The sequence below is a fragment of the Ensifer sp. B1-9 genome (genome assembly GCF_050474445.1).
In the GTDB taxonomy this organism is placed as follows: domain Bacteria; phylum Pseudomonadota; class Alphaproteobacteria; order Rhizobiales; family Rhizobiaceae; genus Ensifer.
Genome location: NZ_JBCHVG010000002.1, coordinates 215,267 through 240,372, shown reverse-complemented (window position 1 = coordinate 240,372; position 25,106 = coordinate 215,267). Strand labels below are relative to the sequence as shown.

24 protein-coding genes and 1 tRNA gene are annotated in these 25,106 nt (G+C 60.5%); 10 read left to right on the top strand and 15 right to left on the bottom strand.

The features are described from left to right. Positions 1-236: 236 nt before the first annotated feature. Positions 237-1,235: a glutathione S-transferase family protein gene (locus ACQ5BM_RS04375; protein ID WP_429808248.1), complete on the bottom strand. Its 999-nt coding sequence runs from the start codon at positions 1,233-1,235 to the stop codon at positions 237-239. A 174-nt stretch (positions 1,236-1,409) separates the two neighbouring features. On the opposite strand from ACQ5BM_RS04375, the gene ACQ5BM_RS04370 reads away from it, so the two are divergent. Then, positions 1,410-2,390 (top strand): glycerophosphodiester phosphodiesterase family protein, encoded by a 981-nt coding sequence (locus ACQ5BM_RS04370; RefSeq protein WP_429808245.1) that lies wholly within the window; start codon positions 1,410-1,412, stop codon positions 2,388-2,390. A 126-nt stretch (positions 2,391-2,516) separates the two neighbouring features. After that, positions 2,517-2,945 (top strand): arsenate reductase (glutaredoxin), encoded by a 429-nt coding sequence (gene arsC / locus ACQ5BM_RS04365; protein ID WP_429808242.1) that lies wholly within the window; start codon positions 2,517-2,519, stop codon positions 2,943-2,945. A 179-nt stretch (positions 2,946-3,124) separates the two neighbouring features. Here arsC and era read toward each other — a convergent pair whose 3' ends face one another. The 8 genes from era to rpoZ form a co-directional block, all read right to left on the bottom strand. Continuing rightward, entirely contained in the window at positions 3,125-4,054 is a 930-nt protein-coding gene (era, locus tag ACQ5BM_RS04360) for a GTPase Era (protein ID WP_429808239.1), read from the bottom strand. Between the two features lie 8 nt (positions 4,055-4,062). Continuing rightward, positions 4,063-4,779, bottom strand: a complete 717-nt coding sequence (gene rnc / locus ACQ5BM_RS04355; protein ID WP_429808236.1) for a ribonuclease III — start codon at positions 4,777-4,779, stop codon at positions 4,063-4,065. Beyond that, positions 4,779-5,522, bottom strand: coding sequence for a signal peptidase I (gene lepB, locus ACQ5BM_RS04350; protein ID WP_429808233.1), 744 nt, complete (start codon positions 5,520-5,522; stop codon positions 4,779-4,781). The genes rnc and lepB overlap by 1 nt, the downstream gene beginning before the upstream one ends. Before the next feature lie 161 nt (positions 5,523-5,683). After that, a complete protein-coding gene (gene acpS / locus ACQ5BM_RS04345) occupies positions 5,684-6,103 on the bottom strand; it encodes a holo-ACP synthase (protein WP_429808230.1) in 420 nt (139 codons plus the stop codon). Then, positions 6,100-6,654 (bottom strand): DUF2062 domain-containing protein, encoded by a 555-nt coding sequence (locus tag ACQ5BM_RS04340; protein WP_429808227.1) that lies wholly within the window; start codon positions 6,652-6,654, stop codon positions 6,100-6,102. Before ACQ5BM_RS04340 ends, acpS begins: the two co-directional genes overlap by 4 nt. A 190-nt stretch (positions 6,655-6,844) precedes the next feature. Then, on the bottom strand, positions 6,845-6,994 hold the full coding sequence (locus ACQ5BM_RS04335) for a DUF3563 family protein (protein WP_112975742.1): 150 nt from the start codon (positions 6,992-6,994) through the stop codon (positions 6,845-6,847). A gap of 202 nt (positions 6,995-7,196) precedes the next feature. After that, positions 7,197-9,422 carry a RelA/SpoT family protein gene (locus ACQ5BM_RS04330; RefSeq protein WP_429808223.1) on the bottom strand — a complete coding sequence of 742 codons (2,226 nt, stop codon included), beginning with the start codon at positions 9,420-9,422 and terminating at the stop codon, positions 7,197-7,199. 216 nt (positions 9,423-9,638) lie between these two features. Continuing rightward, on the bottom strand, positions 9,639-10,046 hold the full coding sequence (rpoZ, locus tag ACQ5BM_RS04325; RefSeq protein WP_173515996.1) for a DNA-directed RNA polymerase subunit omega: 408 nt from the start codon (positions 10,044-10,046) through the stop codon (positions 9,639-9,641). A gap of 467 nt (positions 10,047-10,513) precedes the next feature. Here rpoZ and ACQ5BM_RS04320 point away from each other — a divergent pair, with 467 nt between their 5' ends. Next, on the top strand, positions 10,514-11,095 hold the full coding sequence (locus ACQ5BM_RS04320; RefSeq protein ID WP_057252816.1) for an NYN domain-containing protein: 582 nt from the start codon (positions 10,514-10,516) through the stop codon (positions 11,093-11,095). Between the two features lie 180 nt (positions 11,096-11,275). Here ACQ5BM_RS04320 and smpB read toward each other — a convergent pair whose 3' ends face one another. Together smpB and dapA are read right to left on the bottom strand one after the other, a co-directional pair. After that, the gene (smpB, locus tag ACQ5BM_RS04315) at positions 11,276-11,755 is read right to left on the bottom strand and encodes an SsrA-binding protein SmpB (RefSeq protein WP_429808219.1); all 480 of its coding nucleotides are present in this window, start codon (positions 11,753-11,755) and stop codon (positions 11,276-11,278) included. After that, the gene (gene dapA / locus ACQ5BM_RS04310) at positions 11,755-12,639 is read right to left on the bottom strand and encodes a 4-hydroxy-tetrahydrodipicolinate synthase (RefSeq protein ID WP_429808216.1); all 885 of its coding nucleotides are present in this window, start codon (positions 12,637-12,639) and stop codon (positions 11,755-11,757) included. Before dapA ends, smpB begins: the two co-directional genes overlap by 1 nt. A gap of 288 nt (positions 12,640-12,927) precedes the next feature. Here dapA and ACQ5BM_RS04305 point away from each other — a divergent pair, with 288 nt between their 5' ends. From ACQ5BM_RS04305 to ACQ5BM_RS04295, 3 genes are all read left to right on the top strand, one after another. Continuing rightward, positions 12,928-14,994 carry a transglycosylase SLT domain-containing protein gene (locus tag ACQ5BM_RS04305; RefSeq protein ID WP_429808213.1) on the top strand — a complete coding sequence of 689 codons (2,067 nt, stop codon included), beginning with the start codon at positions 12,928-12,930 and terminating at the stop codon, positions 14,992-14,994. Positions 14,995-15,095: 101 nt separating this feature from the next. After that, positions 15,096-15,575 (top strand): BA14K family protein, encoded by a 480-nt coding sequence (locus tag ACQ5BM_RS04300; protein ID WP_429808210.1) that lies wholly within the window; start codon positions 15,096-15,098, stop codon positions 15,573-15,575. A 178-nt stretch (positions 15,576-15,753) separates the two neighbouring features. Then, complete coding sequence (locus ACQ5BM_RS04295) at positions 15,754-16,692, top strand: alpha/beta fold hydrolase (protein WP_429808207.1); 939 nt, start codon at positions 15,754-15,756, stop codon at positions 16,690-16,692. Positions 16,693-16,814: 122 nt separating this feature from the next. Here the strand turns inward: ACQ5BM_RS04295 and ACQ5BM_RS04290 are convergent, their stop codons facing one another. The 3 genes from ACQ5BM_RS04290 to ACQ5BM_RS04280 form a co-directional block, all read right to left on the bottom strand. Further along, complete coding sequence (locus tag ACQ5BM_RS04290) at positions 16,815-17,855, bottom strand: porin (protein ID WP_429808204.1); 1,041 nt, start codon at positions 17,853-17,855, stop codon at positions 16,815-16,817. A gap of 811 nt (positions 17,856-18,666) precedes the next feature. Next, positions 18,667-18,756, bottom strand: a tRNA-Ser gene (locus ACQ5BM_RS04285). A 229-nt stretch (positions 18,757-18,985) separates the two neighbouring features. After that, positions 18,986-21,202: a caspase family protein gene (locus tag ACQ5BM_RS04280; RefSeq protein ID WP_429808201.1), complete on the bottom strand. Its 2,217-nt coding sequence runs from the start codon at positions 21,200-21,202 to the stop codon at positions 18,986-18,988. Positions 21,203-21,511: 309 nt separating this feature from the next. Between ACQ5BM_RS04280 and ACQ5BM_RS04275 the strand changes: the two genes are divergently transcribed. The 3 genes from ACQ5BM_RS04275 (at position 21,512) to ACQ5BM_RS04265 (ending at position 23,686) form a co-directional block, all read left to right on the top strand. Next, on the top strand, positions 21,512-21,868 hold the full coding sequence (locus tag ACQ5BM_RS04275) for a hypothetical protein (protein WP_429808198.1): 357 nt from the start codon (positions 21,512-21,514) through the stop codon (positions 21,866-21,868). 193 nt (positions 21,869-22,061) lie between these two features. Beyond that, entirely contained in the window at positions 22,062-22,439 is a 378-nt protein-coding gene (locus tag ACQ5BM_RS04270) for a PilZ domain-containing protein (protein WP_429808195.1), read from the top strand. 131 nt (positions 22,440-22,570) lie between these two features. Next, positions 22,571-23,686, top strand: a complete 1,116-nt coding sequence (locus tag ACQ5BM_RS04265) for a pyridoxal phosphate-dependent aminotransferase (protein WP_429808192.1) — start codon at positions 22,571-22,573, stop codon at positions 23,684-23,686. A gap of 58 nt (positions 23,687-23,744) precedes the next feature. Here ACQ5BM_RS04265 and ACQ5BM_RS04260 read toward each other — a convergent pair whose 3' ends face one another. Then, complete coding sequence (locus ACQ5BM_RS04260; protein WP_429808190.1) at positions 23,745-24,011, bottom strand: sel1 repeat family protein; 267 nt, start codon at positions 24,009-24,011, stop codon at positions 23,745-23,747. 595 nt (positions 24,012-24,606) lie between these two features. On the opposite strand from ACQ5BM_RS04260, the gene ACQ5BM_RS04255 reads away from it, so the two are divergent. Beyond that, the gene (locus ACQ5BM_RS04255; protein WP_429808187.1) at positions 24,607-24,948 is read left to right on the top strand and encodes a DUF2147 domain-containing protein; all 342 of its coding nucleotides are present in this window, start codon (positions 24,607-24,609) and stop codon (positions 24,946-24,948) included. The last annotated feature ends 158 nt before the right edge of the window (positions 24,949-25,106 follow it).

The window sequence follows — 25,106 nt, the reverse complement described above, 5'->3', positions numbered from 1 at the left end:
GGAACAGACGCGGCGCGTCCCGAAGCGGCGAGAACCGGCTCGGGCGTGGCCTCACGGGCATCCAGCGGGCGCGTCGGGCTCCTCGTGCTTGCGTCGCCGGATATTCGTCAGGCCAGCCGCCATCGGGCTCCTATCCATCAGAACTTCCATTAATCTAGGAAGCTTCAATCGATTGGCAATGGGCTCTTTGTGGCCCCTCATAGATTTGTTTCCTTAGCAATTGCTGTGGAACAGGCCTAAGCACCAACGACCCCGCGGCCCGGCAGGCGAGCGCGATCATGCGGGCGATCGAAATCCAGGGTTGGGCCAGCGGCAACAATACGGGTCGGATTGATGTGGGCAATGCCGTAGTAGCCGCGCTTGATGTGACCGAGGCGCACGCTCTCGCGGATGCCCGGCCATTGATAGATTTCGCGCAAATAGCTCGACAACGCCGGGTAGTCTTCGATCCGGCGGATGTTGCATTTGAAGGCGCCGTGATAGGCCGCATCGAAGCGAACCAGGGTGACGAACAGGCGGATGTCAGCCTCGGTCAGGTAAGCGCCGGCGAGATACCGGTTGGCCGCAAGGTGCGCGTCAAGCCCGTCGAGCATGCCGAACAGGCTCGCCACCGCCTCATCATAGGCTTCCTGCGTCTTCGCAAAGCCGCATCGGTAGACGCCGTTGTTGACCCGTTCGTAGATCGGGCCGTTCCAGCGATCGATGTCGCTGCGCAGCGCCTCCGGATAGAAATCGAGCCGGTTGCCGGTCAGGTGATCAAAGGCTGAGTTCAGGATGCGGATGATGTCTGCGGACTCGTTGTTGACGATCCGCCCCTCCTGCATATCCCAGAGAACCGGAACCGAGACCTTGCCGGTATAGGTCGGGTCGCTCGCCACATAGAGTTCATGATGGAAGCGGATCTTGCCGACGCGCTCGCCGGCATCGACGGGCTCGTCATAGGTCCAGCCATCCTCGCCGAGCACCGGGTTGGACACCGTGAGCCCGATGATCTGCTGCAATCCCTTGAGATTTCTGAAAGCGATCGTGCGCGAGGCCCAGGGGCAGAGATAGGAAACGAACAGGCGGTAGCGCCCAGCCTCGGCCGGCAGAGCCGGCTGGCCATTCGGGCCCGGGCTTCCGTCTGGCGTGATCCAGCGGTGAAAGCGTGTCGGTTCCCGGTGGAATGCGCCGCCCTTCATCTCGCTCGCCGCAACGTCGCCCTTGACCCATTTCCCATCGACAAGCTGCGGCATTTCTTTTCTCCGGATCGCAATATCAGCGGTAGCTACGTCTCACAGGGCTCGGCCGAGGGTCAATCGCGCGCGCGGGTGACACATTGTTCGCAATCCGCGACACGCACGCGATACGTGCGTGACCATCGTCGCGCCACATTGTCGGGCAATCCCGATTTCAAGAGGAGAATCGGAATGAAGAAGGCCCTTGCCGCTTTTGCGCTGTTTGCCGCCATGGTCTGGCTGATGAACACGTCGCTGTTTGTCACGCCGCCGCCAGGCTCGGCGAAACTGCTCGCACACCGAGGCGTCCACCAGACCTATCCGAAAACGAATGTCGGCAACGACACCTGTACGGCAACGATCATCGACACCCCGCGGCATCCCTATCTCGAAAATACGATCGCCTCGATGCAGGCCGCCTTCGATGCTGGCGCCGATGTCGTCGAACTCGACGTGCACCTGACGCCGGACAAGCAATTCGCCGTCTTCCACGACTGGACGCTCCATTGCCGGACCGAGGGTAAGGGCGTGACGGAAGAGACGCCGATGGCGATGCTGAAGGGCCTCGATATCGGCTACGGCTATACGGCCGATGGCGGCAAGACGTTCCCCTTCCGCGGCAAGGGTGTCGGCCAGATGCCGACGCTGGACGAGGTGCTGGCCTCCCTGCCCGACCGCAAGTTCCTGATCAACTTCAAGAGCCGGCGTGCCGAGGAAGGCACGGCGTTAGCAAAGCTGGTCGAAGCGCAGCCGCAATGGCGAGAGGCTGTGTTCGGGGTCTATGGCGGCGAAGAACCGACCCGCGAGACGATGAAGCGCCTGGACGGCATGCGCGGCTATGACCGGACATCGACGATGGCGTGCCTTACCCGGTATCTCGGTTACGGCTGGATGGGTCTCATGCCGGAGGCCTGCAAGAACACCTTCGTCGTGGTCCCCGGCAACTATGCGCACTTTCTGTGGGGCTGGCCCGACCGTTTCGCCGAACGCATGAAAGCGGCCGGAAGCGAAATCATCCTGCTCGGCCCCTATCACGGCGGCGACTTCACCACCGGGATCGATACGATGCAGGATCTGGAATTGGTGCCGCCGGGGTTTTCCGGCTACATCTGGACCAACCGGATCGAGGTGATCGGACCGGCACTGGGAAAGCGCCGGATCGCCGACCGCTGAAAGAACTGTGGCACCATCCAGCACCCCCGCTTGCCGCTTGCCGGCATCGATCCTATGACTTCGAGAACAATCGTCGGGACCCGTCAGCAGCGGCCGGCCCGTCTCGACTTCGCAGGAGGCAAGCTCATGGACGTCACGATCTACCATAACCCCGCCTGTGGCACCTCGCGCAATACGCTGGCGATGATCCGCAACGCCGGCATAGAACCGACTGTGGTCGAGTATCTGCAGGCGCCTCCATCGCGGCGGGAACTCGAAAAAATGATCGCCGACGCCGGCCTGACGGTTCGTGACGTGATCCGCCAGAAAGGCACGCCCTATGAGGACCTCGGGCTCGCCGACCCCGCACTCAGCGACGATCGCCTGCTCGACGCGATGATGGAGCATCCGATCCTCATCAACCGTCCCTTCGTGGTGACGCCGATCGGCACGCGGCTTTGCCGCCCGTCCGAACTGGTGCTCGACATCCTGCCCGACACGCACAAGGGTCCGTTCTCGAAGGAGGACGGCGAGCCGGTTCTCGACGCAGAGGGAAAGCGCATTTCAGACGTCTGATCTCGCTTTCGGCGGCCACTGCACGGGGCCTTGCTTCGGAATCGATTTAAGGACTTATGCGGCAGATCTGAAAGTGTTGCGGCAACCTGCGCGCATCTCGGCGGGCGCGTGCCGCCGCAATGCGACGCCCGTCCTGTGCGGGCGCCAAGTCCTGTTGCAGCGGGCCAGTGCAGCCAGGCTTATCGTGGAAACTCGAGACCCATTTCGCGGAAGCGCTCGGGGTCGTCGCCCCAGTTCTCGCGCACCTTGACGAACAGGAAGAGATGCACAGGCTGCTCGAGGATCTCGGAGATCTCCTTGCGCGATGCGGTAGAAATCGCCTTGATCGCGTCGCCGCCCTTGCCGAGCGCGATCTTCTTCTGGCTTTCGCGCTCGACGTAGATCACCTGTTCGATGCGCACCGAGCCATCCTTGCGCTCTTCCCACTTCTCGGTTTCGACATGCGAGGAATAGGGAAGTTCCTGGTGCAGCCGCAGGAACAGCTTTTCTCGGGTGATTTCGGCTGCAAGCTGGCGCATCGGCAGATCGGAAATCTGATCTTCCGGATAATACCAGGGCCCTTCGGGCAGAGCGGCCGCGAGATAGTCCATCATGTCTTCGCAGCCGGAACCGTTGAGCGCCGAGATCATGAAGGTGCGGTCGAACTTGATCGTCTCGTTAGCGGCAGCCGCAAGCTTCAAGAGGTCCTCTGGGCGCACCTGGTCGATCTTGTTCAGCACGAGGATCTTCGGCTGGTGCACTTCCTTGAGCCCCTCGAGGATCGCTTCCGCATCGCCCTTCAAGCCGCGTTCGCTATCGATCAGGAACATGATCACGTCCGCATCCTTGGCGCCGCCCCAGGCGGTGGTCACCATGGCACGGTCGAGCCGGCGTCGCGGCTTGAAAATGCCGGGCGTGTCCATGAAGACGATCTGGGCGTTGTCGTGGATGGCGATGCCGCGCACGATCGCACGCGTCGTCTGGACCTTGTGGCTGACGATCGACACCTTGGCGCCAACAAGGCGGTTGACCAGGGTCGACTTGCCCGCGTTGGTCGCGCCGATCAGCGCCACGAAACCCGAACGGGTCGGCGCGCCCTCGGCGGCCATATCTTTTTCCATATCCGTCATTTTTTCCGTCAATTTCCGGCGGAGTTTTTCCGCCACACGCCTTCGCGTTCCAGCAATTTCATCGCGGCGACCTGCTCGGCGCCACGCTTGGACCTATCGATCCCGGTCTCCGGCGCGATCCCCGAAATCTCCACGGTTACCGTGAAGCGGGGATCATGGTCCGGGCCGGAACGATCGTCCGTCCTGTAAGTCGGCGCGATGCCGAACTTGGCATGCGCCCATTCCTGCAATTCGGTCTTCGCATCGCGGCGGGCACCGTCGGCGCGTACTGCCCTGTCTTTCCAGTGGCGCAGCACGAAACCGCGGGCGGCTTCAAGGCCCCCATCGAGATAGATGGCGGCGATGAGCGACTCTACCACATCGGCCCGCACATTCATCATCGCCTTGCCGGTAATCTTCTTGACGTCCGAGCCGGTGCGAATGAACTGGTGCAGTTCCAGATCGTCGGCGACCTTGGCGCAGCTTTCGGCGCTGACGAGCTGGTTCAGCCGCACCGAGAGCTCGCCTTCATTTGCATCGCGAAAAGTCTGGAACAGAAGCTCGGCAACGCAGAGCCCCAGCACCCGGTCTCCCAGGAACTCCAGGCGCTGATAGTTGGAGCCCTTGGCGCTGCGCGCGCTGGAATGGGTGAGCGCCCGGTCCAGGCGCTCCTTCTCGGCAAACTGATAGCCAATCACGGTCTCGAGCTTGGCCCGATCCTCCGTGCTCAGCGACCGCGACTTCATTATTCGACCGCCTTGAACAGACGATCGTAACGCAGGTTCGCCGGCCACTTCCAGATTTCGCGGAACGAGGTGTCGTTGCCGAGCGAGAAGAAGATCATGCTGGCGCGGCCAACCAGGTTCTCGGCCGGCACGAAGCCAACGTCAAAGCGGCTGTCGGCCGAATTGTCGCGGTTGTCGCCCATCATGAAATAGTGGCCTTCGGGCACGATGAATTCGCGGGTATTGTCGCCGCGCGAATCCGGGAACTGGTCGAGCGTGTCGTAGGAAACGCCGTTGTCCATGGTTTCGCGATAGACCGGGACGTCTCCGCCCGTGTCGTACTGGTCATCGGCGCGGAACGCACCGTCCGACACGCGGTCGACCGGCTTGTCGTTGATGTAGAGGATGCTATTGCGCACCTGGACGCGATCACCCGGAAGACCGACGAGGCGCTTGATATAGTCGATGTCGGGATTCGGCGGGAAGCGGAAGACGACGATATCGCCGCGCTTCGGCTCGCTTGCGAAGATGCGGCCGGAAAACAGATCGGGCGAGAGCGGCAGGGAGTACTTAGAGAAGCCGTAGGCGAACTTGTTGACGAAGATGTAGTCGCCGACGAGCAGCGTCGGCATCATCGAGCCCGAGGGAATGGTGAAGGGCTGAAAGAGCACCGTACGGATGACGACGGCCAGGAGCAGCGCCTGGATAACGACCTTCACGTTTTCCCAGAGGCCGCTCTGCTTCGCTTCTGTCTTTTCTGCCACGCTTTTGTCTTCCTTTATCATGGCAACGCCCTCGCCGGGGCTTGCTCTCAACTTTCTTCCGCAGTTTTGATCCCACCTTCAAACTGCGTACAATGCGGTCTCATATGCTGCAGACTGCCTGCCCTTCAATCGCCCGGGACCGGGTTTTCCAGCGGAATGCTCTAAACCGTTCCCTCAACCGGGGCAACGGGCAGCGCTTCGATAATCACGAAGGCCTGCGCCAGAGGAAAATCGTCGGTAATCGTCAGGTGAATGGCCGCCCGGTGATGGGGCGGCAGCATCTGCGCCAAACGCTCCGCCGCACCGCCGGTGAGGTTCATAGTCGGCTTGCCGCCGGGCAAATTGATGACGCCCATGTCCTTCCAGAAGACACCCTGCGCCAGCCCCGTGCCCAGCGCCTTCGAACAGGCTTCCTTGGCCGCGAACCGCTTGGCGTAGGACGCAGCCCTGTTCTTCCGGCCTTCGGACTTGACGATCTCGACATCGGTGAAACAGCGCTGCACGAAACGCTCGCCGAAGCGGGAAAGCGAATTTTCGATCCGCCTGATATCGATCAGGTCGCTGCCTATGCCTATGATCATGGGGATGGTCCGAAGTCTTTGGCGCGCGCCGGGCGTCGCTTCTGAAAGATGCGAGCCGCATGGTAAGCCGCGATATAGGAAATCAGCGCGCCAACAGCGGCAAGCGGCAGGGAGCCGATGAGCATCGGCTTAAACACCGGTCCCCAAAGGGCGGAAAGGTCGAGGTGCTCGACCATACGCATGACGTCGGCACTGCTGGCGGCATGGGCGCTTTCGAGGCCCAAAAGGGCGATGCCGAGCTCATAGGACGCCGTCAGAATCATGGGGATCGTCACCGGGTTGGCAAGCGCGGTGGTGATCGCGGCGGCAACCAGGTTGCCCGAAAAGACAAAGGCCAGGGCGACGGCTATGACGATGTGCAGGCCGAAGAACGGCGTGAACGACGATGCCACGCCAGCAGCCACGCCGACAGCAATCGAATGCGGCGTCGAAGCGAGGCGCAGGACACGCAAGGCGATATAACGCGGGCCACGCCGAAAGCCCTTGCGTGGCCAAAGGAACGCTCGGAGCCTTTCGGAAATCGTGACCGGTTTTCTACGTCTGAATAACATTCTGCCGTCATGACCGCATCTTGGATGCCGTGGCCCGGCACAAGACGGCGCGTCCGCCTGTTTGCTGGCCGCAAGATAGGCGTCATGCCCGTTGCTTGCAACCCGCCGGCGCGCCGCGCACATGTCGCAGGCGAGCCATTCATCGAACGCATAGCTTCAGCATCCCGCCATGCGACGGGACGCGATCGAATTAGTAGTTGCGGAACAGGCCGCGGTCGATCTGACGCTGACGGTATTCGAGATCGATGCGATCGACCGAATTGTTGAGATAGGCGAGCTCGCGCTCTTCCTGAGTGGGGACGCGCAGTGCGCGGGTGATCTTCTTCAACTGATTGAACATGGCAAACCTCTTTGTTTACCTCCCGAGACAGAAGATAGTTTAGAGATCCCTTTCCCACCAGTTCCAGGAAAAGGCGGCAGCCATGCGCATACAGCATACCTTGCCGCTTTGCCATGCATTCCATGCCTGTTTTTGAGGCATCCATGTGCAGAATGGCCCGGCAGCGGGCACGGCGGCGCTGCTGGCAGCCGCGCCGATCGACTCACTCGAAGAGGCGTTTCACCATCGACACGCTCGGCAATTCCTTGAGCTGCGCGATCAGGTGGTTGAGCTGACGCAGGTCCCAGACCTCGAGATCGAACTGCAGCTCGCTGAAGTCCGCCGCCACGCGGCCCATCGACAGTGAGCGGATGTTGACGTCGCTGGTCGCGATCGCCTGGGCCACCTCAGCCAGCGTTCCGGGCTCGTTCAGGGCGCTGATTGCAATCCGCGCCATGAAGCGGCTGCTATTGGCCTCATCCAGATCCCAACGCACATCGATCCAGCGTTCCGGCTCGTCGTCGAATTTCTGCAGGATCGGCGACTGGATCGGGTAGATGGTGATGCCCTTGTCCTTCTCCATGATACCGACGATGCGATCGCCGGGAATGGCGCCTGCGGGGCTGAAATGCACTTCGGCATTGCCGGAGAGGCCGCGAATTGGAAGCGCTTCCGGCCCTTCGGCCTGGGCTGCGCCGTTCGCATCCTTGCCGCGGCCCGGCAGCTTGAACACCATGCCGGCGGCGCTGCGCATGTTGAACCAGCCATCGTCGGCGCTGGGCTTCACCGTCACGCGCTCGTCCTGATGGTCCGGGAAGACGGCGCGCAAGACATCGAGAGAAGAAAGCTCGCCGCGACCGACGGCGGCGATCGCGTCTTCGACTTCCTTCTGACCGAGACGATGCAGGGCCGGCTTCAGCGCTTCGCGCGAAAACGTCTTGTTGGCGCGCTCGAAGGTGCGCTCCAGAATGCGATAGCCGAGCCCGGCATATTGTTTGCGAATGGCGGCTCGCGTCGCGCGGCGGATCGCCGAACGCGCCTTGCCGGTCACGACGATCTCTTCCCAGGCCGGCGGCGGCACCTGGATGCCCGAGCGGATGATCTCCACCTCGTCGCCATTGTTGAGGCGGGTGACCAGCGGCATGATGCGGCCGTTGATCTTGGCACCGACGCAGGTGTCGCCAATGTTGGTATGCACGGCGTAGGCGAAGTCGATCGGCGTCGCGCCACGCGGCAGCGCGATGAGCTGCCCCTTGGGCGTGAAGCAGAACACCTGATCCTGGAACAATTCGAGCTTGGTATGCTCGAGGAATTCTTCGGGATTGTCACCCTCCGCGAGGGATTCGATCGTGCGCCGCAGCCAGGAATAGGCGTTCGAGGTCGGCGACAGGCCGGTATCGTTCGAGTTCCCCTCCCCGTCCTTGTAGAGCGAATGGGCCGCGATACCGTATTCGGCGATGTCGTTCATCCGCCGCGTGCGGATCTGCAGCTCGATGCGCTGGCGTGACGGACCGACGATCGTCGTGTGGATCGACTGGTAGTCGTTCTGCTTGGGCGTCGAGATATAATCCTTGAACCGACCGGGAACGACACGCCAGCGAGTGTGGACGATGCCGAGCGCCCGGTAGCAGGACGGGATGTCATCGACGATGATGCGGAAACCCCAGACGTCGGAAAGCTGTTCGAAGGACAGAGACTTCGACTGCATCTTGCGGAAGACCGAATAGGGCTTCTTCTGGCGCCCCTTGACCTGTGCAGCCTTCAGGCCTTCGGCCTGAAGGAGTTCCCGCAATTCGTCCTCGATCTTCTTGATCAGACCTTCGTTGCGCTGGGAAAGCTCCTCCAGTCGCCGGGTAACCGTCTCGAACGCCTCAGGATTGATGTGGCGGAACGAGAGATTTTCGAGTTCCTCGCGCATGTCCTGCATACCCATGCGGCCGGCGAGCGGCGCATAGATATCCATGGTTTCTTCGGAGATGCGGGCCCGCTTTTCCGCCGACATGTGGTCGAGCGTGCGCATATTGTGCAGCCGATCGGCAAGCTTCACCAACAAAACGCGCACGTCATCCGAAATGGCCAGCAGCAGCTTGCGCAGGTTCTCGGCCTGCTTGGCCTTCTTGGTGACGAGATCGAGCTTCTTGATCTTCGTCAGCCCCTCGACGAGCGCACCGATGTCCTCGCCGAAGAGATCGTCGATCTCCTGGCGGGTCGCCGTCGTGTCTTCGATGGTGTCGTGGAGCAGCGCGACCGCAATCGTCGACTCGTCGAGCCGCATTTCCGTCAGGATGGCGGCCACTTCCAAGGGATGAGAGATATAGGGATCGCCGCTTGCCCGCTTCTGCTGGCCATGCTTCTGCATTGCATAGACGTAGGCCTTGTTCAGCAAGGCTTCATTGGCGTCGGGCTTGTATTTTTGCACGCGCTCTACGAGCTCGTATTGGCGCATCATTCGCTGGCGATCCTCTAGAGCGGGATGATTTCAGGCCGGCACGGCCTAAAATCATAAACGTGATCGTTTCTCATAAGTTAGAGCGGGATGCGGGCGGAAAACCGCAAAGCGCTTTTCCTCGTCCCGCTCTGGAAGAAATCAATAAAAAAGTGCGCCAATCATACGAGTGGCGCACTGCTTTGAAAACACGCGGGAACGGGCGTTCCGCGAAGGATCTCAGTAGTCGTCGCTCTTTTCCGGCGGCACCAGACCTTCGATGCCGGCCAACAGTTCCTCTTCCGACATGCGGTCGAACGTGATCGCTTCCGGCTGATCCTCGTCTTCGGCAACCTCGGCGAACGTGGTCTCCGATTCCGACTGAAGCAGCGAAGCCGGATCGGGCTCGGGCTCGTCCACTTCAACATGCTTCTGCAGCGAGTGGATCAGATCTTCCTTGAGGTCGTCGGGAGAAAGCGTTTCATCGGCGATCTCGCGCAGCGCAACGACCGGGTTCTTGTCGTTGTCGCGGTCGATGGTAATGGCGGCACCCTGAGAGATCAGGCGCGCGCGGTGGCTGGCAAGCAGAACGAGTTCGAAACGGTTATCGACCTTGTCGATGCAATCTTCGACGGTGACGCGGGCCATTGCCTGTCCTTTTGGGCTCGAAGCGCGGCGGCATGGCCGCTGCACGGATTGACGACACGAAACCGGAAACAGCCGTCTAGCGACGGCCTCGTCGGCTCCGATTTCTGGAATTAGCCGCCCGGATACAATCAAAACAAGGCAAGTTCAAGTTTTTCCTTCAAGTGACGCTCACGTAACGTCACACTTCGTGATAAAATGCGATCCAAATGGGCTGGAAAACCTTACTCGCAAACACCTGGTTGCATTGTAGGCCACAACGCCAAAACGCCTGGTAGAAAAGGCATTCCAGGGATGTGGACTATCTATAGCAACTGCTAAAACTAGCTATATTCGCGAGCGCCCTGCTGGAATAATGCAATGCCTAGCCTACATTATTTGCAATATCAGCAATTATTAATGTAAACGACTTATTTTGCGTATCGGCCGGCAGCGGGCCTTTGATGCGCCGGCATTGAAAAGGAAAGACGATGTTTGATCCCCGCGAAAAGATCGCACTTTTTATCGACGGCGCAAATCTCTACGCGGCATCGAAAAGCCTCGGCTTTGACATCGACTATCGCAAGCTGCTGAAAGCCTTTCAAAAACGCGGCTATCTGCTGCGCGCCTACTATTACACCGCGCTCATTGAAGATCAGGAATATTCTTCGATTCGCCCGCTGATCGATTGGCTAGACTACAACGGTTACAAGGTCGTGACGAAGCCGGCCAAGGAATTCACCGACTCGCTCGGTCGCCGCAAGATCAAAGGCAACATGGACATCGAGCTCGCTATCGACGCGATGGAGCAGTCCGAGACCGTCGATCACCTCGTCATCTTCTCCGGTGACGGCGACTTCACCACGCTCGTCGAAGCGCTGCAGCGCAAGGGCCGCAAGGTCTCGGTCGTCTCGACGATGTCGACCCAGCCGCCGATGATCGCCGACGACCTGCGTCGCCAGGCCGATCATTTCATCGACCTCGCGACGCTGCGGGCAGAGATCGGCCGCGAGCCTTCCGAACGTACACCGCGGCATACGGCCGAACCGGTGGCGGACCCCGTCGAAATCTAAAGCGGCACAATCAGCGAAGCGCTTTTAAGCTGGAGCTCGAAGGGCGGATCAACGCTTTTTGGGCAGGCGGGTGGCGGCGCCGTGTCGCGCGAGCCTCGACCTCCATGGATCAAGGACCTTCGGCCTGATCGTTTTCATTAGCATTGACCGGTGGCGACGATCTGGCAGACTTGCGATCGTTTAGCCGCGGTCCTTCAGCAGGCGGCTTTTCTGCCGGTTCCAATCGCGCTCTTTCGAGCTCTCGCGCTTGTCGTGAAGCTTCTTGCCCTTGCCGAGCGCCAACTCGAGCTTGGCCCGGCCGCGCTCGTTGAAGTAGATGCGCAGCGGAATCAGCGACATGCCTTCGCGATTGACCGCGCCCTGCAGACGATTGACCTCGCGCTTCGACAGAAGCAGCTTCCGCCGCCGCCGCGTTTCATGGTTGAAGCGGTTCGCCTGCAGATACTCCGGCAGATAGGAGTTGATCAGCCAGATCTCGCCGCCTTCGTCCGTCGCATAGGATTCAGCGATGTTGGCCTTGCCCTCGCGCAACGACTTGACCTCGGTGCCGGTCAGAACCAGACCGGCCTCGTAGGTGTCGACGATCTCGTAGTTGAAGCGGGCCTTTCGGTTTTCCGCCACGACCTTGTTGACCGTGCGCTGGCTTCCTTTGGGTGCCATTAGTTCATCAATCCTGCATGCCTCAGTGCCGCGTCGATCGCTCCCTCGGTTGCCGGCTCCAGGGTCGACAACAGCGGCGAGCGTACGGCGCGGCTCATCCGGCCAAGGCGGTTCAGAGCATATTTCGCACCGCAGAGACCGGGCTCCATGAAGATCGCCTTGTGCAGCGGCATCAGCTTATCCTGGTAGGCGAGCGCCTTGGCGAATTCGCCGGCAAGCGTTGCCTCCTGGAACTCGGCGCAAAGGCGTGGTGCCACGTTGGCCGTAACGGAAATGCAGCCGACACCACCATGGGCGTTGAAGCCGAGCGCGGTCGCGTCCTCACCGGAAAGCTGCACGAAATTCGGGCCGCAGGCCATGCGCTGCTCGGATACGCGCTCGATCTTGCCGGTCGCATCCTTGACGCCGATGATATTGGCATAGGCCTTGCTGAGCGCCGCCATCGTCTCGACACTCATATCCACGACCGAACGGCCGGGAATGTTGTAGATCACGATCGGCAGCTTCACGCTCTCGGCGATCGCCGCATAATGCGCGAAGAGGCCCTTCTGCGTCGGCTTGTTGTAATAGGGCGTGACAACGAGGATCGCGTCGGCACCGGCCTTTTCGGCGTGCTGGGCGAGCTCGATCGCTTCCGTCGTGTTGTTGGAGCCGGCGCCGGCAATCACAGGCACCCGCTTGGCGGCCGCCTCGACGCAGAGTTCGACGACTTTCTTGTGCTCGTCATGGGAAAGGGTCGGAGACTCGCCGGTGGTGCCGACCGGCACGAGACCATGGCTGCCTTCTTTTATCTGCCATTCCACATGCGCGACGAAACCATCCGCGTCCACCGCGCCGGTCGCGGTGAACGGTGTTACGAGAGCGGGAATGGAACCCTTGAACATGCACAACTCCTGACGGCACAAGGACACGAAATGCACTCATGCTTTGGCCGTAATCGACGGTTAAAAAACTGCCGCACCATAATCATGTGAGGGGGCTGCGGCAAGCGTCGTGACACGGCATTTCACGCCGGTTTTCGTGCAAAAGCTTGACGTTCGGCCCGCATGATGGTCCCGCTCAGCCACAGGCTTGCGCGGCAAGGTACGATTGCCATGATCAATATTGGCCGCTAGTCTGCCTCAGACAATCCGGCGGCAACTGATGTGAGACACGGGGAACACAGCCTCTTGATGCGCGGATCAATTTTCCTGCCCGTCGCCGCCATCATCGGCGCTGCGCTGCTCACATCGCCAGCGCTTGGTTCCGAAACGCCGGAACGAATACCGGTCCCGACGCACAGACCCGACAAATCCGGCAAGGCTGCGCCAGTTGCTGCCGACGAGACCACCAACGCAATTCCGACAATCGTCGCGCCGATCGACAGCGATCTGAAAGCGGGACTCGACGCCCTCTCCAACCGGCAGCCCCTGGCCGCGATTGCCGTGCGCAACACCATGAGCCGCGACGCGCTGGACCGTCACATCCTGACATGGGCGATTGCAGTTTCCGGCCAGCGCGGCATTCCCTCCTATGAGATTGCCGATGCCCAGCGCGAACTACAGGGTTGGCCCGGCTTGAAATCCCTGCGCGCCAATTCGGAACGGGCGCTCTATCGCGAAAACCCGCCGGCACCCGACGTCCTCGCCGCCTTCGGCGACACGCAACCCGAGACAACCGAGGGAACCCTCATCCTTGCTCGCGCGCTCCTCGCCCAGGGACAAGCGGATGCGGCTGCGAAACGGTTGCGCGAAATTTGGCAACGGGATGCACTCGGCAAGGACATGGAGACCCGGATCCTGGCGGAGTTTTCCAGCCTGCTGACGCCCGCCGATCACCAGCGGCGCATGGCTATGCTCCTCTACCGCAACCGTGTCGAACAGGCCGAACGTTTTGGCGATCTCGGCAAGGCGCAGTCACTCTATCGTGCCTGGGCAGCGGTCAGCCGCGGCAACGACAAGGCAGATGCACTGATCGCGGCGGTCGACCCTTCCTGGCGCAGGGATCCCGCCTATCTTTTCATTCAGATCGAGTTCCTGCGCAAACAGAAGAAATACGAGGAAGCAGCCAAGTTGCTTGCCCGTATGCCAAAGGACAAAGGGGCACTCATCAACCCCGGCGAATGGTGGGTCGAACAACGCGTGGTCAGCCGAGGCCTGCTTGACGCGGGCGACTTCGAGGGCGCCTACCGGATCGCGGCCAGTCATGCGGCAACGGATGCGACCGATATCGTCGATGCCGAATTCCACGCGGGCTGGTATGCGCTTCGCGGCATGGAAGATCCGGCGATCGCCGCTCGCCATTTCCGCCGTATCCTCGAGGTCTCCAACCGCCCGCTTTCCGCCTCGCGCGCCTGGTACTGGCTGGGCCGATCTGCCGAGGCTGGCGGACCCGGCAATGCCAGCGAGTGCTTCGCCAATGCGGCACGCTACCCCGGAACCTTCTACGGGCAACTGGCCGCCGCCCGACTTGGCCGCAAGACGCTGAACGTCGCCTACCCTGCCCCGACGGCAGATGACCGGACAAGATTCGAGAACCGCGAAGCGGTGCGTGCGATCACCCGGCTTGAAAGCGCCGGCCACGCCTGGCGCGCCGACAGTATCTACCGTGCGCTTGCGGAGGAGCTGACCAGCCCCGGCGAACTCGCGCTGCTTTCGGCGCGGGCAGAGAAGGCCCGCAACCATCAGCTTTCGCTCCAGATCGGCAAGATTGCATTCGGGCGTGGCATCGACGTCGCCGCCCTCGCCTTCCCGGTCGGGGTGATCCCTTCGACCGCCAATATCGACGGCTCCGGCAAGGCGCTGGCCTATGCCATCGCGCGACAGGAAAGCGCCTTCAATCCTGCAGCCATCTCCACCGCCAATGCCCGCGGCCTGCTGCAACTGATGCCGGGTACCGCCAAGGGCGTCGCCAGCCGCTATGGCCTTGCCTATTCGCAGGACAAGCTGACCAGCGACGCCGGCTACAACGCCACGCTTGGCGCCCACTATCTCGGCGAACAGATCAGCAGCTTCGGCGGGTCCTATATCCTGACCTTCATTGCCTATAATGCCGGTCCGCGCCGGGTTCCGGAATGGCTTGGCCGCTACGGCGATCCGCGCGGCAAGCCGATCGACGAAGTCGTCGACTGGATCGAGCGCATCCCCTTCCAGGAGACGCGGAACTATGTCCAGCGGGTCATGGAAAACTATCAGGTTTACAAGTCGAGGCTCGGCCAGACGGCCGACATCGTCGAAGATCTGAGAATGGGGCGGCAATAGCCGTATGAGCCATTCGCCGTTCAAACAATCGTGATGGGTGGCACAAAATGCGGTCTAAGCCATTTCCCTTGTAAAGTTTCCTGAAGGAAATGGTGAACACAATGAAAACCTTGTCCATTATCGTCCTATCTCTGGCGACAGCCATGGGCGGTGTTCCCCCTGCCAGTGCGTTCCCGATCGCTCCTCAGGTGTCGCGAACGACGAACGTCCAGAAGGCGCAGTTCCCATACGAGCGCGGTGAAGAACGCAAGAACCGCCCCAGCTGCTCGTTCCCCTATTGCGGACGCGGCAGCCGGCACGGCTACTATCGTGATTGGGATCGGCACGGATACTATCGGGATGGCTATTATCACGACCATTATCACCGATACTATCATCACCACGATCATGGTGTCGGCGCGTTTTTCGGTGGTCTCGCCGCGGGTGCGATCGTCGGCGGTTTGTTGAGTCAGCCGAGATATTATAACGGTGGCAGCCCCCACACGCGCTGGTGCTACGCACGCTATCGGTCCTATCGTGCCTGGGACAATACGTATCAGCCCTATGGCGGCCCAAGGCGTCAGTGCTATTCGCCCTACTGATGAGGCAGTTGGCCATTGCACGGCAAAACTCAATTTCGCTGCTTAGGAGCCACGCATGTTCGCTAGTGAGTTTACTCGCAGGCGAACGTTTTGGTTGACACCCGTGTCAACCGCATGCCTTGCCCTTTCACTTCGAGCCGCTACGATCTAACCGTTACCGGTTGGAGGCAGACAGACGATGAATGAAGGCGGGTTTCGGGAACATCGCTTCCCGGCAACTGATGGCTTGCAGCTCTACGCACGGAGCTATGGCCCTGTTTTCGCCGCGCCGGCCGTTCCGATCATCTGCTTGCCGGGCCTCACCCGTAACAGCCGCGACTTTCACGAACTCGCAACATTTCTCGCGTCGCCAGGCGGGGGCGAACACACCGTCTTCTCGCTCGATTATCGCGGCCGAGGCAATTCGCAGCGTGACGACGACAAGAGCCACTACTCAATAGCAATCGAAACAACCGACATCATGACGGCCTGCACCCATCTGGGGATTGAACGCGCGGTCTTCATCGGCACCTCGCGCGGCGGACTGATCCTGCACCATCTCGTCGGCCTGGCACCCGACCTGATTGCAGGCACGGTGCTTAATGACATCGGGCCTGTCATCGAAATCGAGGGTCTGCTGACCATCCGGAATTATCTCAACAAAGCGGCAGCCGGGCCAATAAGCTGGGCCGCGGTGCCCGGATATCTGAAAGATATCCACGGAGCCGAGTTTCCGAATCTTGGCGAACGCGATTGGCAACAGATGGCAAAGGCGATCTACCGCGACGAGGACGGCGCCCCGGTGCCAGATTTTGATGTGGCCATTGCGCGGCAATTGCTTGGCCTGACCGTTGAGACATCATTGCCCGATCTCTGGCCGCAATACGATGCTTTCTCCCGAATGCCGCTTTTGGTCATCAGAGGCGAGCACTCCCGGCTGCTCTCCGAAGGGACGATGAGAGAGATGTGCAAGCGGCATTCCAGAGCAGTAGCGCTCACCGCACTTGGCCAAGGCCATGCACCGCTATTGCACCTTGACGGCCCTCGCCAGGCAGTAAGTGCTTTTGTCTGCGCCATCACGCGCCGGCGCGACGTTGGCACCGATCGGCTGCACTCAGAGATCGACCTCGAGCATTGACCTCAGCAATCGCATGAACCCGGTTCAACCGGGTCGCGTGGTCGGCTTCTGGCTAGGCATCATAAACGAAAAAGCCCGGCTCGAGAGCCGGGCTTCTCTCTTCTGACCGAGGTCAGACGATCTTAGAAGTCGCGCTGCAGACGGACGAAGCCGAGAACCTGGTCGTCAGCGTTGTCCTGATCTTCATACTGAACCGAAACGCGGGTCGCGAGGCCTTCGGTGATCTTGTAGTCGAGCGTTACGCCAGCGCGCCACATGTCGTCGTTGCCGAAGCTCGTGAGCGAGTCCTGCAGGCTACCCCAGTACTGGAAGCCCGGGGTGATGGCGAGCTTGTCGGTAGCGTTCCAACGGTACGAAGTTGCAACGGTCCACTCGGAAGCGTTCCAGTAAGCGTTCGGGTCGGAAGCCCAGATACCAGCAAGCTGGAAGACGCCCGGACCGAGGTCAGCCGAGAGCAAGCCGCGGATCGCGCCTTCTTCGAATTCGGTGTCGTAACCGCCGAGCAGGTCGAAGGAAACGCCGCCGACCGAAGCCGAAACGATACCGGAGATGCCGACGCCGTTGGACTTCGTGGAGGTGCCTTCGAGTTCGTCGACCGAGAGACCAGCCTGGAACGAACCGCCGTCATAGAGGTAGGCGATCGAGTTGAATTCGGTGAAGTTGCCGAGCGAGTCGGTTTCGCCGTTCAGGCCCTTATCCCACCAGTTGTAGAAGAAACCAGCCTTGAGGCCACCGAGCTGGATGTAGGCTTCATCAACGTCGATGAAGTCGCTATCGCCAGAGTCGGTGTCGTTGTCGGCGTTGAATTCAGCAGCGAAGAAGCCGGTGAGCGTGCCGTACTCGGTGTCGCTCTTGGCGTCGAACGAGATGTAAGCGCGCGAGAAGGCATCCCAGTCGGACGTGGACTGACCACCGAAGTCTTCCTGGTTGTAGCGGCTGTCAGCAGCGTCACGACCAAACGAGGTCTGGAAACGGATGAAGCCGCCGATTTTGAGGCAGGTTTCGGTGCCCGGGATGTAGAAGTAGCCGGTGCCGAAAGCGTCGCAAACGCGAACGTATTCCATGGGCTCCGGCTCGGCTGCGACGATTGCGTCGGCTGCCTGGGCGCCGGAGACTGCTGCGAGAGCAGCAGCGGAGCCGAGAAGAAGGCTCTTGATGTTCATTTCTGACCTCCAGTCAAAAGTTTCAAACGGGTCTGGGTATTTTGCTGAAGGACAGCTTTCCCTGCCCCATCCCCAACGTTCAAGAAGTCGGACGATCAACCGCCCTTGCTTCCGGAGTTGAAAATACAAGACCGGATCATCGGCGCAACGTCCAACTAGCGAGATCACGTGCTTTGCATCGCCCTTCGCCAAACGCTGTTGCTGAAACGACACAAAATCGCCGCAGACCCCTTAAGAAAATTAACAAAGCATTAAGAAAACCCTTTGCTGGCAGGGGTTTAGCATGCGGGGAACATGTACGGCCTGTTTCAGAAAGAGGCAGAAAGCTGCCCAAAATAGGGGAAAGCGCGGCCACAAACGCCGACTCCACCTCGGCGGCAAACAGCTAAAACAGCATTCTCTCCAGGAAACGAGAACAGGATGGACGGTTCGAGACCGAAAGAATCATCAGAATCAATGCGGAGATTCGCCAACGAAACGCATCCTTGATTCTGATCCAGCGTGAATCGCGGCCGCCACCGGCACGAAGAAGACGTCAACCGACGAACAAACCCACAGAGATCTCGACGGCAGTTGATGCGCGCGCGAGAGAGAGAGAGAGAGAGAGAGAGAGAGAGAGAGAGAGAGAGAGAGAGAGAGCGGGTCGATGATCAACGACCGACTTGCGGGCGACGGGCGAAAGCAAGAGCGATGTCTGCCGGAAGTCCCATATCTTTGCGCGAAACGATCCGCCGACACCCCGTTTGCGCGAAGCTGTCACGCAAGCGCTAAGCTCAGGCGGCATTCATGTTTCTGGATCGCGGGAAAGGGATGGCGGAGAAGAAGGGATTCGAACCCTCGATACCGTTTCCGGTATACTCCCTTAGCAGGGGAGCGCCTTCGACCACTCGGCCACCTCTCCGTTAGCGCCTGACTAGTGTCACTCAGCGGCCAATGCAAGATTTTTTTGTCGTTTTCCGGCAATTCCCCTCATTTTCCGCGCGGGCCTGCCCTGTAAGAAGCGAGCGCATGGGTTTAGCGACAGGCCACCTCTCAAGCCAAGCAGGAAGCGCCGGAACGTTTCGGCGCCTGCCGGCGTCTGATTCTCGCTCGCGATGAGCTCGAAGAGCCGCGCCTTTATCTCTTATGTCTCAAGACTTGCTTGCGAGGCGCTCGATCGCCTGTTGCGTGGCGGCACCGAAGTCGCCGTCAATCGGTCCGCCGTAATAACCGCGATCCCGAAGCAGCACCTGCATTTCCTTGCGGAAGTCCGGCGTGAAATTGTTGGGCTGCGTCCGCAATTCTTCGAGCTTGGCCGGATCGCCGCCCTCGATGCTCGCCGCCGCCCAGCGAACCGCCTCCTTGGCATCCGCTTTGGTGCCGAGGCCGTAATCATAAAGCCGGCTCAGATTGCCCATGGCGTAGGCGCTGCCGGCATTCGCTGCCATCTCATACCAGGTGCGTGCCTGCACATAGTCCTGCGAGACACCGTTGCCGATATCGTAGAACCAGCCGAGCAATGCCATGGAATAGGAATCGCCCATATTGGCGGCCTTCTCATACCAGACCTTGGCTTCGCTGTAGTTCTGCTCGGTTCCCAACCCGTTCTGATAGGCCCAGCCGAGCGAGGACATCGCATTGGTGTCGCCGCTTTCGGCCGCCTTTTTGTACCAGGAGAGCGATTGCGCCAGGTCCTTCGGGAGGCCAAGCCCTTCGCGGTAGAACCACCCCATCGTCGCCATGGCGTTGGCATAACCCTGGTTGGCCGCCAGTTCATACCATCTGGCTGCTGCGGCATAGTCCTGCGTGATGCCGCCATAGCCCTCACGGTAGAGCCAGCCGAGGGACGCCTGGCCGTAGGCGTTGCCACCCCTGGCCGCCTGCTCGAACATGCGCTTGCCCTGGTCGACATCCACCGGACCATCGGTCCCATAGACTGAAAACCAAGCGAGATTCGTCAGCGCATACAGGTTGCCGCCGTCGGCGGCCTTCCGGTAGTTGCGCCGCGCGTCGACATAGTTGCGGCCGGCATCCTGCGCCCGACCCAGCATGTTGACGAGCATCATATCGTCCGGATTCTCGTTGACGGCCTGGGCGCAGGCGGTCAAAGCCCGCTCGGAATCGAGCTTCAGGAAATTGACCCCGAGGAAGCCCGGCATCGATTGCGGCTCACCTGCGAGCAGATAGCAGTCGCGCGAGGCCTGCGTGTCCTTGCCGGTCGGCGAGACGTTGAGACCCTTTTGCGGTTCCAGCGCCGCGATCTGCTGTTCGGCCTCGGCCTTGTGCCTGCTATCCGGATAGCGCTCGATAAAGCGCGTCAATGCGGCAGCATCGGTCGACTGCTTCAACGCCTCCCAGGCAATCTCGTCGGGTGCCACACTCGACGTCTGCTCGGCCTCAGTCAGACGTTTCAGCTTCTTTTCGGCGAGCATCCTGTAGACGGGATCCGACCCATGCTTCGCCAGGAACGCCGCGATCAGATCCTTGTCGGCGAGGTCGCGAATGTTCTGCCAGTCGGCAGCGGCCTCCGATTGGCTGTTTGGCGAGAGTTGGCCGCCATTGTTGGTGATATTGATGTTCACCTCTTTGATATTGAGGAAGATCTGCGCCCCGCCAAGCGACCCGTAGACGAACGGCTCCTGGCCGCGATTGGTCACCGACACCACCTCGTCCCGCACCTTGCCAAGCGCAATGCGAACGTCGACGCCCGGCTCGGTCAGGTATTTGGCGAGTGCCGTGGCGAAGGGGCTGTTCTTTCCCTCCCCATCGAGGGCGACCGTGCCGGCCTTGGAGGCAAAGGCGACAAGCAGGTCGGCCGATTCCGGTTCGACACGCGCAAGCCCCCTGGAAACCGCTCTGGTCGAGATCGAGCGCGTCATGCTTTGTTCAAAGGGATTGTTGCGGCACGCGTCGAGGATGACAAGCTTGAGCTTGGTGGCACCTTCGAGCGAACGCTGAACCCGGTCGAGCCCGATCGCCTCGTCTTCGACGTCCTTGTCCGTTTTCAGTTGCACGTCGACGGGAAGCAGAAAATTCTCGCCGTTCATCTCCATTCCGTGACCGGAATAATAGACGATCGCCACTTCGGCGCCGGTCGCGAGATCCTCGAAGTCGCGCAGCGCCTTGACCATGTCCTGGCGGCCGACGTCGTGCACCGTCGTGACCGAATCGAAGCCGGCGTCCTCGAAGGAGGCCTTCATCAGTTCCACGTCATTGGCGGGGTTGTTGAGCGGCGACGTCGCTTCATATTTCTCGTTGCCGATCAACAGCGCGACGCGCTTGGCAGCCCATGCATCCGCAATCGGCACAAACAACGCGATACAAAGAATAGAAAGCGGCAGCCAGTGCCGCGAATGCCCCGTGAACATGCCATTCCCTCCGGCACCGACCATCGTCCTTCGCCTTGCCCGGCTTGAACGACCGACGATGCCCTCGCCCATCTGCCCGCGGAATCACCACAGCGGGCGCTCCGGTCATGCCTGACGGAAGTATTACGTATGAGATGGGGGCTTTCAATGTACGCAAGCGTCATAATTTGCTCGGTGAGGCGCGTGCGCACGGCGCAAGGTCGAAGCAAGCCGATGTGCTTAGCTGAGACACGAAAGCGGCACAGCCGTCGATTCCACAGACGGCGAAGCTGCGAGGGTTACGAAGGGCGGTCGGTCTCGGAGCTTGTCATGTCCATGAAGATGCATGTCGCGGAAGGAAAGCCCGGCCAGCTTGCAACGACGCATCAGCACTATTTCATCGAGCGGCCCTGCCGTATCCTCGTCATTGGCCAACACCTGAAAGCGAAGACCAAATATCAGTGCCTGCTGCGCCATATCTCGATTGCCGGCGCGATGCTCGACTTCAATGCTGCGATCCCGCTGCCGAAGCACTTCTTTCTGGAGATCGAAGGTTTCAAGGAGGAAATCGGTTGCTCGCAGGTTCATCGAGAAGGCACCGAACTCGGCGTGCGCTTCAACATGCTGCTGTCACCGGATTTCCTGAGACGCCTCATTCGAATCCAATTCTCCAGCGGCGCGCTCTGATTCTCAAGCGCAAACGCGCGACATTAGATTTTTAGTGATCGATTTCAGGGGATTGCAAGTTTCTCCTGCGAAAGTGATTCTATCATTGGCGGAGTTGGGCCACTGCGATGTGGGGCAAATGAATTGTCCTGGGTTGCCGAATGCGTTCGGGAAACGATCGCATGCGCAATCCGGCTCTGGCGGAGAATAGCGCATGTCGCACCAGACAATGTATTCCTGCGTCCCTTCGCCATTCTACGAGCGACGCTACGAACGTTTCTCCGTCGCCCACGCGGGTACGGTGACGTCGGTCCGGCCGGGACTCGGCGGCGTCTCGGTCAGGCCATGCCGAATGATCGACATATCGCGTGGCGGAGCCAGCTTTGCGGTCGATACCACCATCGGGCTGTCTCAACATTATTATCTGCACATTATCGGCACGCCGCTCAGGATCGGCTGCGCCGAGGTCTATCGCAACGGCGAGCGTATCGGTGTCCAATTCATTAAGCCGATCGAACAAACCTTGCTGCGCGAGATCATCCGGCAGGATTTCTTTACCGGACAGAACGGCAAGGCGGCCAAATCGCGCTGATTGCCCGGCTGCGACGGCGTACCGCGATGAACAGCGGAATTCCGGCAGCTTTTCTCGTCAAGGCGATTCCGAATTGCGGCAGCTTGCGCTAAGTTCCCCGGACTTTCTTCGAACGGGGCCCATTCTCCAGCATGTCCGCTTTCTCTCGCTTCACGCCGCTCATCCAATCCCTTCCGTCTACAATTCCGTTCGTCGGCCCGGAGGCAATCGAACGGCAACGTGGGAGAGCCATCGCAGCGCGCATCGGCGCCAACGAAAGTGGGTTCGGTCCGGCCCCAAGTGTCCTGGCGGCAATCAATGAAGCGGCCGGCGGAACGTGGAAGTATGCCGACCCGGAAAACCACGACCTGAAACAGGCGATCTCTGCGCATCTCGGCACCACACCGGCCAATATCGCCATCGGTGAAGGCATCGACGGATTGCTCGGGCAGATCGTCCGCATGGTGATCGAACCGGGCATGCCCGTCGTCACATCGCTCGGCGCCTATCCCACCTTCAACTTTCACGTCGCCGGCCATGGCGGTCGGCTGGTTACGGTACCCTATGCCGAAGACCGAGAAGACCTCGAAGCTTTGCTTGCAGCGGTGAAGCGGGAAAATGCGCCGCTCGTCTATTTCGCCAATCCCGACAATCCGATGGGAAGCTGGTGGCCGGCCGAGCGCATCGTCGAATTCGCCCGGGCTTTGCCGGAAACGACGCTCCTTATTTTGGATGAAGCCTATTGCGAGACGGCACCGGCCGAATCCCTACCGGCCATCGATGCCTTGATCGATTGCCCGAACGTCGTGCGCACGCGCACCTTCTCGAAAGCCTATGGGCTCGCAGGGTCGCGCGTCGGCTATGTCATCAGTACGCCGGGCACGGCGCAGGCCTTCGACAAGATCCGCAACCACTTCGGCATGAACCGCATCGGTGTCGCGGCAGCAATTGCCGCGCTTGCGGACCAGAACTATCTAAAGGAAGTAATCGCGAAGATCGCAGCGTCACGCCAGCGCATTGCGGCCATTGCCGCCGACAACGGCCTCACGCCGCTTGCCTCCGCCACCAATTTCGTGGCGGTCGACTGCGGCCGGGATGCCGTCCATGCCCGCGCGATCGTCGATACACTGATGAACGACCATGGCATCTTCATCCGGATGCCGGGCGTGGCCCCCCTCAACCGCTGCATCCGTGTCAGCACCGGACCGGAAGCGGAGATGGCCCTGTTTGCGGCCGCCCTGCCCGAGGTTCTGAAAAAGCTGGCCTGATCCGGCATTCAGATTCCTGCTGTTGGGCGGCGCTCACGCTGAGTGCCGCCTTGTCGGTTCAATGAACCGTCATCCATTCGCGAGCGGCGCGAAGGGCTGCGGCGAGATCTACCTTGCTCATCGTCATCGCCAGGTCGGCGCGCAGGTCGACGGCGCGGTCGCAGCCCTTGATCGCCGCGATGTTCAGCCACTTGTGGGCGGCGACGAGATCGACCGGGCGTCCGTGGCCGGTCGCATAGGCCAGCCCCATTTCACAGAAGATTTCCGCCTGGTTGTCACCACCCATCGCGGCATCCGAAGCAACCTGCATATCAAAGCGTGCCATTGTCTTGTCCCTGTTTTGCCTGGTTGGTTTTTCCGAAGCGGCCCGCCCGTTTGGAGCGGGCCATGCTCCAGATCAGCACTTGTTTTGGTCCCTGTTCGACCTTGCCTCTTATTGGGCCTTTCCGGAGCGCACCGTCTTTTTGCGGCGTCGTCTTCGGTGGTTTGTCGGAGCGTTTTTGTCCGCTCGTCTTATGGCTCCAATATGCAGCAGGGCTTTCAATGCGCGCTTAAAATGCATGCTTAATTTGCGACAAACAAAGTTCAAACGCTTGGTAAACTTGAGTTTTTGTTAAACATCGGAAGGCCGGGAATCCCGCGCATTCGCCTCAAAATTTACGAAAAATTCAACTGCCGATTTCAACCAAACGCTAACCACGAAATGATCGACGGTGGCGGAGCCGACAGGAATTCCTCGTTTCGACCTGCTTGAAATGGCCAAGAAAAAGCACCGAAAGCCGTCGCTGGGCTTGTTTACCTTTACGTGCGCGTAAGCTATCGTGCGCGTGGCGGTGAGGAGCCTGCCTTTGCACACGAGGACATCTCAAGAGCTGTCGGCGGAGCGGACCACGCCGGCAGCCTCGATCTGGAGGACTGGAATGTTACGAACCTTGCTCATGACCGCGACGCTCGCGCTTGGCATTACCGGGACGGCTGCGGCAGCAGAACCGATCGTCGGCAACTGGAAGACCGCGAGCGGAGCAACTGCGGAGATCGCCCCCTGCGGCGGCGCATTCTGCGTGACACTGAAGACCGGCAAGCATGCCGGCAAGCGCATCGGCAACCTCTCCGGCACCGACGGCAGCTATTCCGGCGAAATCACCGATCCGGATACCGACAAGACCTATAGCGGTTCGGGCTCCGTCGACGGCAATTCGCTGAAGATGAAGGGCTGCGTCCTGAAGGTGCTCTGCAAGTCACAGATCTGGACGCGCCTCTAAGCAACTTCGTTGCGCGACCCACGACCATCGAAGAATTGAAAGGGCGGCCACCGGCCGCCCTTTTTGCATATGCTTTCCATCGGCTTGGCCGCTCTGTTCCGCCAGGCTGGGCATTTCCCGGCTCGCGCGACGGCGGCCCAAATGCAACCGAAGATGAA

What these genes read in the sequence shown, in the direction of transcription:
- ACQ5BM_RS04300 (WP_429808210.1), top strand. Translation starts at nt 15,096, where the DNA reads ATGAAAACCTTGTCCATTATCGTCCTATCTCTGGCGACAGCCATGGGC.
- ACQ5BM_RS04280 (WP_429808201.1), bottom strand. Translation starts at nt 21,202, where the DNA reads ATGTTCACGGGGCATTCGCGGCACTGGCTGCCGCTTTCTATTCTTTGT.
- ACQ5BM_RS04270 (WP_429808195.1), top strand. Translation starts at nt 22,062, where the DNA reads ATGTCGCACCAGACAATGTATTCCTGCGTCCCTTCGCCATTCTACGAG.
- smpB (WP_429808219.1), bottom strand. Translation starts at nt 11,755, where the DNA reads ATGGCACCCAAAGGAAGCCAGCGCACGGTCAACAAGGTCGTGGCGGAA.
- ACQ5BM_RS04330 (WP_429808223.1), bottom strand. Translation starts at nt 9,422, where the DNA reads ATGATGCGCCAATACGAGCTCGTAGAGCGCGTGCAAAAATACAAGCCC.
- arsC (WP_429808242.1), top strand. Translation starts at nt 2,517, where the DNA reads ATGGACGTCACGATCTACCATAACCCCGCCTGTGGCACCTCGCGCAAT.
- era (WP_429808239.1), bottom strand. Translation starts at nt 4,054, where the DNA reads ATGACGGATATGGAAAAAGATATGGCCGCCGAGGGCGCGCCGACCCGT.
- ACQ5BM_RS04335 (WP_112975742.1), bottom strand. Translation starts at nt 6,994, where the DNA reads ATGTTCAATCAGTTGAAGAAGATCACCCGCGCACTGCGCGTCCCCACT.
- ACQ5BM_RS04340 (WP_429808227.1), bottom strand. Translation starts at nt 6,654, where the DNA reads ATGTTATTCAGACGTAGAAAACCGGTCACGATTTCCGAAAGGCTCCGA.
- rnc (WP_429808236.1), bottom strand. Translation starts at nt 4,779, where the DNA reads ATGAAGTCGCGGTCGCTGAGCACGGAGGATCGGGCCAAGCTCGAGACC.
- ACQ5BM_RS04290 (WP_429808204.1), bottom strand. Translation starts at nt 17,855, where the DNA reads ATGAACATCAAGAGCCTTCTTCTCGGCTCCGCTGCTGCTCTCGCAGCA.
- ACQ5BM_RS04260 (WP_429808190.1), bottom strand. Translation starts at nt 24,011, where the DNA reads ATGGCACGCTTTGATATGCAGGTTGCTTCGGATGCCGCGATGGGTGGT.
- ACQ5BM_RS04320 (WP_057252816.1), top strand. Translation starts at nt 10,514, where the DNA reads ATGTTTGATCCCCGCGAAAAGATCGCACTTTTTATCGACGGCGCAAAT.
- ACQ5BM_RS04265 (WP_429808192.1), top strand. Translation starts at nt 22,571, where the DNA reads ATGTCCGCTTTCTCTCGCTTCACGCCGCTCATCCAATCCCTTCCGTCT.
- ACQ5BM_RS04370 (WP_429808245.1), top strand. Translation starts at nt 1,410, where the DNA reads ATGAAGAAGGCCCTTGCCGCTTTTGCGCTGTTTGCCGCCATGGTCTGG.
- acpS (WP_429808230.1), bottom strand. Translation starts at nt 6,103, where the DNA reads ATGATCATAGGCATAGGCAGCGACCTGATCGATATCAGGCGGATCGAA.
- ACQ5BM_RS04305 (WP_429808213.1), top strand. Translation starts at nt 12,928, where the DNA reads ATGCGCGGATCAATTTTCCTGCCCGTCGCCGCCATCATCGGCGCTGCG.
- rpoZ (WP_173515996.1), bottom strand. Translation starts at nt 10,046, where the DNA reads ATGGCCCGCGTCACCGTCGAAGATTGCATCGACAAGGTCGATAACCGT.
- dapA (WP_429808216.1), bottom strand. Translation starts at nt 12,639, where the DNA reads ATGTTCAAGGGTTCCATTCCCGCTCTCGTAACACCGTTCACCGCGACC.
- ACQ5BM_RS04375 (WP_429808248.1), bottom strand. Translation starts at nt 1,235, where the DNA reads ATGCCGCAGCTTGTCGATGGGAAATGGGTCAAGGGCGACGTTGCGGCG.
- ACQ5BM_RS04275 (WP_429808198.1), top strand. Translation starts at nt 21,512, where the DNA reads ATGTCCATGAAGATGCATGTCGCGGAAGGAAAGCCCGGCCAGCTTGCA.
- ACQ5BM_RS04295 (WP_429808207.1), top strand. Translation starts at nt 15,754, where the DNA reads ATGAATGAAGGCGGGTTTCGGGAACATCGCTTCCCGGCAACTGATGGC.
- ACQ5BM_RS04255 (WP_429808187.1), top strand. Translation starts at nt 24,607, where the DNA reads ATGTTACGAACCTTGCTCATGACCGCGACGCTCGCGCTTGGCATTACC.